This is a genomic window from Flavobacteriales bacterium, from assembly GCA_021739695.1.
In the GTDB taxonomy this organism is placed as follows: domain Bacteria; phylum Bacteroidota; class Bacteroidia; order UBA10329; family UBA10329; genus UBA10329.
On record JAIPBM010000009.1, the window covers coordinates 141,808 to 151,719 of the forward strand.

8 protein-coding genes are annotated in these 9,912 nt (G+C 44.4%); 6 read left to right on the forward strand and 2 right to left on the reverse strand.

The window, feature by feature from the left end; genetic code table 11:
* Nucleotides 1–39: 39 nt before the first annotated feature.
* Together K9J17_07890 and K9J17_07895 are read right to left on the reverse strand one after the other, a co-directional pair.
* Complete coding sequence (locus K9J17_07890) at nt 40–1,443, reverse strand: hypothetical protein (GenBank protein MCF8276640.1); 1,404 nt, start codon at nt 1,441–1,443, stop codon at nt 40–42.
* Between the two features lie 5 nt (nt 1,444–1,448).
* Complete coding sequence (locus K9J17_07895; GenBank protein ID MCF8276641.1) at nt 1,449–2,156, reverse strand: glycosyltransferase family 2 protein; 708 nt, start codon at nt 2,154–2,156, stop codon at nt 1,449–1,451.
* A gap of 109 nt (nt 2,157–2,265) precedes the next feature.
* On the opposite strand from K9J17_07895, the gene K9J17_07900 reads away from it, so the two are divergent.
* The 6 genes from K9J17_07900 to K9J17_07925 form a co-directional block, all read left to right on the forward strand.
* A complete protein-coding gene (locus tag K9J17_07900) occupies nt 2,266–2,904 on the forward strand; it encodes a hemolysin III family protein (protein ID MCF8276642.1) in 639 nt (212 codons plus the stop codon).
* Between the two features lie 115 nt (nt 2,905–3,019).
* Entirely contained in the window at nt 3,020–3,349 is a 330-nt protein-coding gene (locus K9J17_07905) for a hypothetical protein (protein ID MCF8276643.1), read from the forward strand.
* Nucleotides 3,350–3,521: 172 nt separating this feature from the next.
* Complete coding sequence (locus tag K9J17_07910; GenBank protein ID MCF8276644.1) at nt 3,522–4,604, forward strand: efflux RND transporter periplasmic adaptor subunit; 1,083 nt, start codon at nt 3,522–3,524, stop codon at nt 4,602–4,604.
* 24 nt (nt 4,605–4,628) lie between these two features.
* Nucleotides 4,629–7,919: an efflux RND transporter permease subunit gene (locus K9J17_07915; protein ID MCF8276645.1), complete on the forward strand. Its 3,291-nt coding sequence runs from the start codon at nt 4,629–4,631 to the stop codon at nt 7,917–7,919.
* The gene (locus tag K9J17_07920; protein ID MCF8276646.1) at nt 7,903–9,333 is read left to right on the forward strand and encodes a TolC family protein; all 1,431 of its coding nucleotides are present in this window, start codon (nt 7,903–7,905) and stop codon (nt 9,331–9,333) included. The genes K9J17_07915 and K9J17_07920 overlap by 17 nt, the downstream gene beginning before the upstream one ends.
* A 285-nt stretch (nt 9,334–9,618) precedes the next feature.
* Nucleotides 9,619–9,912 (forward strand): hypothetical protein (locus K9J17_07925; GenBank protein MCF8276647.1); only part of this gene is annotated, 294 nt, incomplete at its 3' end.

Sequence of the window (9,912 nt, forward strand, 5' to 3'; positions counted from 1 at the left end):
CCAATCGGTGCCCTTTTTTATTCCAGTCAATAAAGAGGATTATTTACGAATGACTGAATAACTGTAAATCGAATTCGGAAGCACAAAATACCGATCGTTCACCTCAGAAAGTTCGAGCAACTCATAGCGTCTCAAAATGAAGTTTGATGCGTTGGAAAGTGCAACATTTTGATCATACAGATAATCCTCATCAAAAATGATGGAAACCGCAGAGTCAGGACTTTGCATGGCCGAAAGCAGTAACGATTCAATTGGATAGGACCAACCGATACGTGTGAATTCAGTGGTAATGTTTTCCGTTAGAAGTATCATTTTTCCAGCGTGGTCTGCTCTTGCTAGATCAACAAATTCACTCATCTGAATCGTTCGTTCTTTGAGCGTGTTTCCTTCTTGGCGGATGTCGTTCAGACGGATGGCTGAGAAGATGATGATCACACTTCCGATGACCGATTTCCATTTCGGATCGAGATAATTCCAAGCCATCGAAATACAGAAAAGACAAATGAATGTCAGCGGCAAATAGCACGATTCGGAATAGCGTCCAAACTCGTTTCGGTGCAAGGTCAAGTTGATGAAAACAACGAATCCGATGGCGAATAGAACGATGATGAACGCGTGTGCCTTCAGTCCTTTTCTTACGAATATAAAAGCACCGATCATCAAATATAGAAGGCAGTCGTAATAGTTGATAACCAGCATTTTAACCAATGTGGTTAGATATGCTGGTTCAAGTAATTCGGAGATTCCCTGTTCGCTGTTCTGTTGTGCATTGGTCACCTTTCCAGCCTCATAATCGCTGAACGTGGCAAACTTGAACAGCACCACCGCAACCATAAGAAAGATGGCAGCGCCCAACTGTTTTACAGGAAGTTGTTTGGTATTCCATCGGTAAACAAGGATCAACAGAAAACCGATGAAATTTTCGGGATGACTGAAGAGAATGCTGGTGCTGATAGTGAGTAAAAGCAATTGGTTTTTCCAGCCATGGATCTTACCAATTGATAGCCGATGATCCAGCCAAACCAACAGAATAAGTCCGTACCACAGTTCCAACATCGGACTAAAGAACAGATTGGTGTAAGCCGTGAATTGCAGCAACAGGATAAAGAGTCCGTGCGCAGCACTTCGGTGTGTGAAATAAATGTTGTGAAACAGTAGGTACGAGAAGAGTACGTGACCTACGGAATAAAGGAGAATCAAGGCAGACAACGACAGACCTAAATACGAACCCAAAAGCGGCAGCAATTCAGAAATAGCCAACACAAAGCGCTGATGATCTACCTGCGGAAAACCCTGATTGATGGTGTGAAACAGATAATACGAAGCATCTGCGTAAAGCCGTTCTTGCTTGTAGACGATGGCAAGGAGAAACACGATGGCCCAAGCAATTTTGAAAACGTTGGTTTCAATTGCATGCTGTAAAGATTGACTTTGAATGTTCATTCCAATCAGTTGAACAGACCGTATTTGAGGATGCAATAAATAGCACGCAATCCATCTTTGTAACCGATCTTCTTGCCATCTTCTCTGCTTCGGCTGATGTAAGAAATGGGAACTTCATGGAATTCGGCCTTCTTGTGTGCCAGTTTTGCGGTTATTTCCGGTTCAAATCCAAAGCGATTTTCTTTGAGTTCCAACGATTTTGCCAAACTTGAATCAATCAGTTTGTAACACGTTTCCATGTCCGTAATGCGCGTACCGTTCACCACATTTGATAGCGCACTGAGAAAAACATTGGCAACGTAGCTGCTTCTTACAAATGCCGCTTTGCTCTGCTCCGTTAGCAAACGCGAGCCGTAAACGATCTGGCATTTTTCATCAATCGCTTTTTTCAATAGAAGATTGATGTCCTCGGGATCGAGTTCGAGGTCTGCATCCTGAAAGATCAGGAAATCTCCTGTGGCAAGTTCAATGCCTTTCCTTACGGCAGCGCCTTTTCCCATATTCACAGGTTGACGATAGAAAACCACTTGGCTGTTGGTTGAACAAAAGACACTGATGATGCTGTTTGTTCCATCGCTGGAATGATCGTCTATTACCAGAATTTCCTTTTCGATGCCGTTTATCAATTCAAGAGAAACCATCTTTTCGAGAACGGAAAGCATGGTCAATTCTTCGTTGTAAGCAGGAATGATGATGGAAAGTTTCTGAACCATAGCGCAAGGCGAACGTACTCAAACTTTTTGAATGCCCTGAAGCCGATCGGTCTAGGTTTTATCAAATGGCAAGCTCAGAGCAACTGATAACTTTGCCGCAAATTGGAACATGAGTAAAATCGTTGCAGCATACACTCGATCGGAAGAAAAAGCTCACACTATTTCGCACTTCATAGGATTGGTTTTGGGCATTCTGGCCTGTGCATTTCTGATCATGAAAACCGCAGACCTGAATGTTTGGGGACGAGTAGGAGTTTGGGTCTATTCCATTTGCCTCTTTATGTCTTATGGAACTTCCACATTGTATCATGGTTCGATGGATGAACACAAGAAGATATTGTACAAAAAACTCGATCACATCAGCATCTATTTCCTCATTTCTGGAAGCTACACCGTTCTCATCCTCAATAGACTGATGAACTCAGAAGGCTACTTTTTTCTCGCGGCACTTTGGGCAATGACGGCAGTGGGTATTTGGTTCAAAGCAAGGTATGTGCATCGTTTCAAAGTGTTCTCTACTGTTATCTACGTGTTGATGGGCTACATCATGCTCTTGGATCCTTGGCTATTTTTCGGTGTCTTGAATCGCCACGCAAAGATTCTTCTCGTTTTCAGTGGATTCTTCTACACGGTTGGAGCTGGATTTTACCTCTGGAAATCTAAGAAATGGACGCATTTCATTTGGCACATTTTCGTGATCATAGCTGCATCATTGCACTTTGCGGCTGTGTATGTTGAATTGCTCTGAAGCTTCAGATATACCTGTGTCTGGTGCCGAATATCAATTATGTTAATGATGTGTTAAAGCCTTAGGTGCTGCTTGTCTATTCACATACTTTTGCCCCCGAATTAGAAATAGCATATTGAAAAACAAAGCGGTACAGATATTCCTCTTACTTTTTGTTGGGGTGTTTGTGTTCAATCAAGTGGCTGATCTGGTTCATCTACATCGTAAGGACACTGGTTCTTACTGTTGCGAAACAAACGAAGTAGAAGAAATCGTAGAATTCGGTTCTCGATTAAGGACCCATGACTCGCACAGTCTTCTCCTTTACGCCTTTCAATTCAATTATTTTTCCCTTGAGCTATTGAATTCCGAGAATTCGGTGCTTACTTCAGTAGGTTCTCGCGCCTTTTTTCCGCACGCCATGCACGTGCCCATTTACTTGGAAAAGCGAAATTTTCTGATCTGATACCCTTTTTGATAGATGGTCTGAACCCAGACCACATGCTATGTTCCTGCTGACCAGGAATAGGCAGATGCCGTTCCATTTTCCGTGGAATAGCCCCCGATCACTGTCGTACATGCTCTATGCACGACCCAGTTTAAAACACAATTACCCGATAATGAAAACCATTGAATCCATGTCAAAAATTTCTGCATTCCTTGGCCTTATAGCTGTTGTAGGACTTGCAAGCTGCCATACCAAAAAACACCATCAAGAAGAAAAGACAAGATATCTTGTCACAGCACCGGTAAAGATGGACACGCTCACAACCCGCGAATACGTGTGTCAGATCCACGCCATTCAGCACATTGAACTGCGAGCATTGGAGCGTGGATATCTGAAGGGCATTTTCGTTGATGAAGGCCAGGCCGTCAAAAAAGGGCAGATCATGTTTCAGGTGATGCCCAATCTTTATGAAGCGGAGTTGCAAAAGGCGCAAGCGGAGGCAGATTTTGTTGAGATTGAATATCGGAATACCAAGATTCTGGCGGACAGCAATGTGGTTTCTCCGAATGAATTAGCGCTTGCCAAGGCAAAACTTGATAAGGCCAAAGCTGAAGTATCATTGGCCAAAGTGCATCTTGGTTTCACCGAGGTACGTGCACCATTTGATGGCATCATGGATCATTTTCACGTACGACTAGGAAGTTTGTTGGATGAAGGTGAATTGCTCACCGAGTTATCTGATAATAGCCAGATGTGGGTCTATTTCAATGTTCCTGAAGCTGAATACTTGGATTACATGGGCGATTCTAAAGAAGAGAATGGTAAAATCGTCCGATTGGTGATGGCCAATGGGAAGCAATTTGATCAAGTAGGAACGATCACCACCATCGAGGCTGATTTCGATAATCATACTGGGAACATTGCTTTCCGAGCCACTTTTCCCAATCCAAAAAAGCTGTTGCGACATGGCGAAACAGGAAACATCCTCATGGATACGAAGCTGGAAAACGTTTTACTTATTCCGCAGAAGGCCACCTTCGAAGTATTGGACCAACGCTTTGTGTTCGTGATCGGAGATGATGGCGTTGCGCATTCAACCAAGATCAAGGTCGGGGCCGAATTGCAACATCTATTTGTGGTAACAGATGGTCTGAAAGAGACTGACAAAATTCTGCTGGACGGTATCCGCAAGGTGAAGAATGGCGAAGAGATCGCATTCAAATTCGCTCGACCAGATTCAGTAATGACGCATCTGGGCATGTACTCAGAGTAACACGAACCCCAAAAACAACTGATCATGTTCAGTAAATTCATACATAGACCTGTCTTGGCGATAGTCATTTCGGTCATCATCATATTCGTTGGGGCATTATCAATCAATCAACTGCCGAAATCGCAGTTTCCAGAGATTGCACCAACAACGGTCAATATTTTCATCGCATTTCCTGGTTCGAGTGCGGATGTACTGACAAAATCAACCATCATTCCGTTGGAAACCGCCATTAACGGTGTTCAGGGAATGAGATACATCGCTTCCGATGCCACAAGTGCGGGCGAAGGAACCATCCGTGTGATCTTTGAGCCTGGGGTCGATCCAAACGAAGCTGTAGTAAGGGTAAAGACCCGTGTGGATCAGGTCATGCCCTTGCTCCCACCTTTGGTTCAAAGAGAGGGAGTTATCATCACGCCCGTTCAGCCAAGTATGCTTATGTACGTCAACCTTTTTAGCAAAGGTGAAGGAAAGACCACAGGTGTGGATGAGAAATTCCTCTACAACTACGCTTATACCAAGATGATTCCTGAGCTACAGCGTATTACGGGTATTGCTCAGGCACAGATTCTTGGTAGTAGGAAGTATGCCATGCGTATTTGGTTGAAGCCAGATAGAATGCGTGCCTATAGCATCTCTGCCGAAGAAGTTCTAGAAGCCATGCAAGAGCAAAGCGTCATTGCCCGCCCAGGTAGATTAGGCCAGAGTTCGGGAATTGAGGCACAATCACTTGAATATGTGCTTGTTTATCAGGACCGATTCAACGAAGCAGATCAGTACAGGAACATCATTATCCGAGCCAATGAGGCTGGAGAGCTCATCAAACTGCAGGACATTGCAGACGTGGAGTTGGGAAGTGAATTCTTCGATATCTATTCCAATCAGGACGGTAATCCATCTTCTTCCATCGTGTTGAAACAGACCATGGGAAGTAATGCCAGTGAGGTTATCGAAAATGTAAAGCTGAAGTTGGAGGAGTTGGAAAAGGACATGCCTCCGGGGCTTGAGTATCAGATCAGTTATGACGTATCTAAGTTCTTGGACGCATCGATGGAGCAGGTACTTCACACGCTGCGAGATGCTTTCTTACTAGTTGCTCTTGTTGTGTTTCTCTTTTTGGGAGATTGGCGCTCCACGTTGATTCCGATCATCGCGGTGCCTGTTTCCTTGATCGGTGCATTTTTCGTGATGCAGCTCTTCGGTCTATCTGTCAACCTTATCACCTTGTTTGCTTTGGTATTGGCCATTGGTATTGTGGTGGATGACGCGATTGTGGTCGTGGAGGCCGTCCACGCCAAGATGGACGAGAACAAGGACATGACGCCCTACAAAGCCGTACAAGTGGTGATGGGAGAGATTGGTGGAGCCATCATCGCCATCACATTGGTCATGGTTTCGGTGTTCATACCGATCTCATTCATGACAGGGCCTGTAGGTGTTTTCTACCGACAGTTTTCCATCACCATGGCGGGTGCGATCATCCTTTCGGCCATCGTGGCTTTGACGCTTACCCCTGTTCTGTGCGCTATGCTTCTGAAGAATCATCACGGTACGCACAGAAAAAAAACAATCATGGACCGATTCATCGATTGGTTCAATCGTGGCTTTGAAAAACTAACGGGCCGATACATCCAAATTCTGAATGTCATCGTTATGCGAAGGGCATTGACCTTTGGGGTATTGATCGCCTTTTGCGTTGGAATCTACTTCACCAGTGAGGTGCTGCCTGCAGGTTTCATTCCAAGCGAGGATCAAGGAACCATTTATGCCATCATTCAAACACCTCCAGGTTCCACACTAGAACGCACGAATCAAGTGGCCCAAGAACTTCAAAGAATATGTGAGGAGATTGATGGGGTTGAATCGGTTTCTTCCTTGGCAGGGTACGAGATCATGACCGAAGGTCGTGGATCCAACGCTGGAACATGTCTCATCAACTTGAAACCATGGTCAGAAAGGCATCATTCGGTGCTGGAGATCATGGAAGAATTGGAGGAGGAATCAAAAAATCTGGGCGCGGTCATCGAGTATTTTGAACCACCTGCGGTACCTGGTTTCGGTTCATCCGCAGGTTTCTCGCTGCGTTTGTTGGACAAGACGAATGGTACCGATTATCATGAATTCGAGCGCATCAATAATGAGTTTATGGATGCATTGCGCGAGCGCAAAGAGTTGACGGGTCTGTTCACATTCTACGCTGCCAATTATCCGCAGTACGAGCTTATTATAGACAATAAGGCTGCAATGCAGAAGGGAGTTTCCATCGGCAAAGCCATGGAAAACCTGAATATTCTTATCGGTAGTACCTACGAACAGGGCTTCATCCGTTTTGGTCGATTTTTCAAGGTTTATACGCAGGCAGCTCCAGAATATAGGAGATTGCCATCTGACCTCCAGAACTTGTACGTGAAGAACGAGGAAGGCGACATGGTACCTTATTCATCCTTTATGAAATTGGAGAAAAGGTTGGGGCCGAATGAGATCACGCGCTACAATCTTTACAATTCAGCCGCTATCCGAGGGCTTTCATCCAAGGGCTATACCAGCGGTGATGCCATCAATGCCATCCGCGAAGTAGCGCAGAAGAATCTGCCTAGAGGTTATGACATTGACTGGGAAGGACTTTCCTATGACGAGTCAAAGCGAGGAAATGAGGCGATCTACATTTTTGCCGTGGTACTGATTTTCGTTTACCTCGTGCTTGCCGCACAATACGAGAGTTTTGTACTTCCGCTGGTAGTTCTGCTTTCGCTTCCGATGGGTGTGTTCGGTTCGTTCTTTTTGCTTCAGGCATTGGGATTGGCAAATGACGTGTATGCACAGATCGGACTCATCATGCTCATCGGTCTGTTGGGTAAGAATGCCGTTTTGATCGTGGAGTTTGCTGTGCAGAAACAGCGGGAAGGAGGAACGGTTCTCGAAGCTGCCATTGAAGGGGCAAGAGCCCGTTTCCGACCAATCTTGATGACATCCTTCGCTTTCATCGCAGGATTGATTCCGTTGGTGGTTGCAACAGGAGCTGGAGCTATTGGCAACAGAACAATCGGTTCATCAGCCATGGGTGGTATGCTTGTCGGAACACTTTTCGGTGTATTGGTCATTCCTGGTCTCTACTACATTTTTGCCAGTATGATTGAGGGCAAATCACTGATCCAGGGACAACGACACGAACCAGTTTCTGAGGAATTCATCCGAATCAATGAATCGGAAGATGAATCGAAAAACAGGTTCCAGCGAATGAATGCACGTCTGCGTGAGCTTATCAAAAGAAACAGAGGCCGCTCATCAAAAAACAAGAACAATGAATCAGATAAATAAATATCTAGTAGTAGGCGGTCTGCTGATGCTGTTGTCTTTGACATCATGCATTCCAACGCTGAATTTAAGGACGGAGAACCGTACGGTCCCTGGAAGTTACAGCGACTCTCAAGACACCACGAATACAGCACAGCTCAAGTGGAAGGAGTTCTTCACTGACTCTTATTTGAATGCGCTTATTGACACTGCTCTGAGCAATAATCAGGAGTTGAACATCCTTTTGCAGGAGATAAACATTGCCAATAACGAAGTGAGGGCGAGGAAGGGTGAATACCTTCCCTCGGTGAATTTCGGTGCCGGTGCTGGCATTGAAAAGGTTGGAAAATACACCAGTCAAGGGCAAAGTGACCTGAACCATGAGTACGAACCTGGTAAGGAAGTGCCTGTTCATTTGCAGGATTACATGCTCGGATTCTTCGCTTCTTGGGAGATTGACATTTGGAAGAAGTTGCGGAATGCCAAGAAATCTGCATACCTCCGTTACCTGTCAAGTATTGAGGGCAAGAATTTCATGGTGACACACCTCGTGTCTGAGATTGCCAATTCGTATTACGAGTTGATGGCTCTTGACAATGAGTTGGAGATCGTGCAGCAGAACATCGATATTCAGACGAATGCGTTGAGGATCGTGAAGCTTCAAAAGCAAGCAGGGCAGGTGACTGAGCTGGCGGTAAAGAAGTTTGAAGCCGAAGTTTTCAAGAATCGAAGTCATCAGTTTGAGATTCAGCAAGAGATCGTTGAAGCGGAGAACCGCATCAATTTTCTTGTGGGAAGGTTTCCGCAGCCCGTTGCTCGGAATTCTCAAGGCTTCAACGAATTGTTGCCTGCTTCGATCTATGCAGGCATTCCGTCTCAGTTGCTCGAGAACCGTCCAGATGTGAAACAGGCTGAGTTGGCATTGGCCGCAGCCAAGTTGGACATCAAGGTGGCAAAGGCTGATTTTTATCCTTCATTGAGCATAAGGGCAGGAGTAGGGCTGAATGCATTCAATCTAAAGTATTTCATCACCAATCCGCAATCGATACTCTATAATGTAGCTGCGGATCTGATGGCTCCGTTGGTGAATAGGAACGCAATAAAGGCCAAATATTTCACTGCCAATTCTAAACAGATACAGGCAGTATTTGAATATGAACGCACGATTTTGGGAGCTTACACAGAGGTTGCCAACAAGCTTTCTAAAATTGACAATCTCGAAAAGAGCTACGATCTGAAATCACAGCAAGTGGAGGCACTCACGCAATCCATCGATATTTCTACGGGACTGTTCAAATCAGCACGAGCAGATTACATGGAAGTGTTGATGACGCAGCGTGATGCACTTGAATCGAGAATTGAACTGATTGAAACCAAGCAGAAACAGATGAATGCCATGGTTAATGTTTATCAAGCTTTGGGCGGTGGTTGGAGATAGGGGTATTATCAGAAAGGTTTTGCTCTGTGATCGGTCTGGAAGAGGGTCATCGACAATTTCCGGAAATTGGCAAACTCTTTCCTTAAGGGGCCTTTAGTATATGCTTATATTTAATCGTATCGGTTGATTCAATGTGTTTTAGGAATGTCGGTAGTAATATCTGAACATCTGTTGATCAAATAGTCAAATTGCATGATCTTAGTTTTTATTATCCTCATTCCAATACTTGGTTCAGTTATAACTTCAGTTCTGAAGTCTAACAAGGATCTATACCATATCATATTGATGGTATTGTCATCAATTAATATCCTATTGTTAGCATTAAGTGTAGGAGAAAATGATGTGTTTCATGTGTATGGATTCGTGTATTTCTACATAGACAAGCTCAGTTGGTTTTTTGCTCTTCTCATTAATGTAATGTGGCTCATTACGGTGATTTATTCTCATTCATTTTCAGCGTATCATTTTCAGAACAAAACGAGAAAATTCTATGTGTTCTTCAATTTGGTGGTAAGTGTATTACTTATGAATGTGTTTGCGGGAAATACTCTTACAATGTTTTTGTTCTATGTCTTAGGG

Bases quoted from the DNA above. Each gene is read 5' to 3' on its own strand.
- K9J17_07895 (MCF8276641.1), bottom strand. From the start codon at position 2,156: ATGGTTCAGAAACTTTCCATCATCATTCCTGCTTACAACGAAGAATTG.
- K9J17_07910 (MCF8276644.1), top strand. From the start codon at position 3,522: ATGTCAAAAATTTCTGCATTCCTTGGCCTTATAGCTGTTGTAGGACTT.
- K9J17_07920 (MCF8276646.1), top strand. From the start codon at position 7,903: ATGAATCAGATAAATAAATATCTAGTAGTAGGCGGTCTGCTGATGCTG.
- K9J17_07890 (MCF8276640.1), bottom strand. From the start codon at position 1,443: ATGAACATTCAAAGTCAATCTTTACAGCATGCAATTGAAACCAACGTT.
- K9J17_07900 (MCF8276642.1), top strand. From the start codon at position 2,266: ATGAGTAAAATCGTTGCAGCATACACTCGATCGGAAGAAAAAGCTCAC.
- K9J17_07915 (MCF8276645.1), top strand. From the start codon at position 4,629: ATGTTCAGTAAATTCATACATAGACCTGTCTTGGCGATAGTCATTTCG.